This is a genomic window from Nitrosomonas supralitoralis, assembly GCF_003011925.2.
In the GTDB taxonomy this organism is placed as follows: Bacteria; Pseudomonadota; Gammaproteobacteria; order Burkholderiales; family Nitrosomonadaceae; genus Nitrosomonas; species Nitrosomonas supralitoralis.
Genome location: NZ_PXXU01000154.1, coordinates 1 through 1411, shown reverse-complemented (window position 1 = coordinate 1411; position 1411 = coordinate 1). Strand labels below are relative to the sequence as shown.

Annotated in this window: 2 protein-coding genes; both read left to right on the top strand. The window is 47.9% G+C overall.

Translation table 11 applies throughout. The features are described 5' to 3' along the window. The first annotated feature begins 132 nt into the window (after positions 1 to 132). Entirely contained in the window at positions 133 to 864 is a 732-nt protein-coding gene (gene cycA, locus C7H79_RS17135) for a cytochrome c-550 CycA (RefSeq protein WP_106708430.1), read from the top strand. Continuing rightward, positions 864 to 1411, top strand: a 548-nt coding sequence (locus tag C7H79_RS17130; RefSeq protein ID WP_106708429.1) for a NapC/NirT family cytochrome c, incomplete at its 3' end; no start/stop codon positions are given. The genes cycA and C7H79_RS17130, both read left to right, overlap by 1 nt.

The following is a 1411-nucleotide window of genomic DNA, read 5'->3' as shown; positions in this document are numbered from 1 at the left end:
TAAAATAAAAAGAAAAGAGCGAGAACAACAAAAACTTTCAAAGCGGGCACATAATCATTTACACAAAACGATGATAGCGTACAATACGAATCCATCTAATTTGAATTAAAAAAAGTATAAAGGAGGAAGAGGATGAAGCACCTAATAACCCATATATTGGCAATGCTGGCGATGACTGCATTTTTCTCGGGCACGGTACTGGCAGCATCAGAAACTTATGAGGGACGCAAGAAATGCAGCTCCTGCCACAAATCGCAGGCGAAATCATGGCGCGACACTGCGCATGGCAAAGCGATGGACTCACTAAAGCCTGGCGCACGCAAAGAAGCCAAGATTAAAGCTAATTTAGATCCGGATAAAGACTACACGCAAGACAAGGACTGTGTGGGCTGTCACGTTGATGGTTGGGGTCAGAAAGGTGGCTATACGGTAGAAGCACCGAAGAAAAATCTGGCGGCAGTGGGTTGTGAATCCTGCCACGGACCTGGCCGCGCCTATCGCGGTGACCATCGCAAGGGCGGAGAAGCTTTTGAGAAGAGGGGAACAACCACGCAACGCAAGGTATTGGCAGACAAAGGTCAAGACTTTCAATTTGAAGAGGCATGCAGCGCCTGTCATTTGAACTACGAAGGCTCGCCATGGAAAGGTGCAAAAGCTCCTTATACGCCATTTACACCGGAAGTGGACGCGAAATACACATTTGATTTTGACAAGATGGTGAAGGATGTAAAGGCGATGCACGAGCATTACAAGCTTGACGGCGCGTTTGTAGGAGAGCCGAAATTCAAGTATCACGATGAATTCCAGGCGAGTGCAAAAGAAGGCGAGAAATCAGACGATAAAAAAGGCAAAGGGAAAGACTGATGAGCGGCTTACAGAAAGGTGCGATAGGAACACTACTGACAGGCGGGTTATTAGGGATATTGCTGGTAGCGGTGGTATTTGGAGGAGAAGCGGCGTTATCCACTGAAGAATTCTGTACTAGCTGTCACTCGATGACCTATACGCAGACGGAACTCAAGGAATCGACCCACTATGGAGCATTAGGTGCCAATCCTGGGTGTAAGGACTGCCATATACCGCAAGGATTCAAGAACTTTCATTTAGCGTTGTATACACATGCGGTCGATGGTGCAAGAGAGCTTTATTTGGAATTGATGAATGATTACTCGACGCTGGAGAAGTTTAATGAGCGTCGGTTGATTATGGCGCACGATGCGCGGATGAACTTAAAGAAATGGGACAGTGTTACGTGTCGGGACTGTCATAGGGATCCGAATCCACCTGGAGCGGATGCGCAGGCAGCCCATGAGAAGATGAAGACGGAAGGAGCGACGTGTATAGACTGTCATCAGAATCTGGTACATGCGGAAGCACCGATGACGGATCTGAATGCGAGTCTGGCGGCAGG

Excerpts from the sequence above, each read along its gene's own strand:
- cycA (WP_106708430.1), top strand. The coding sequence starts at position 133 with ATGAAGCACCTAATAACCCATATATTGGCAATGCTGGCGATGACTGCA.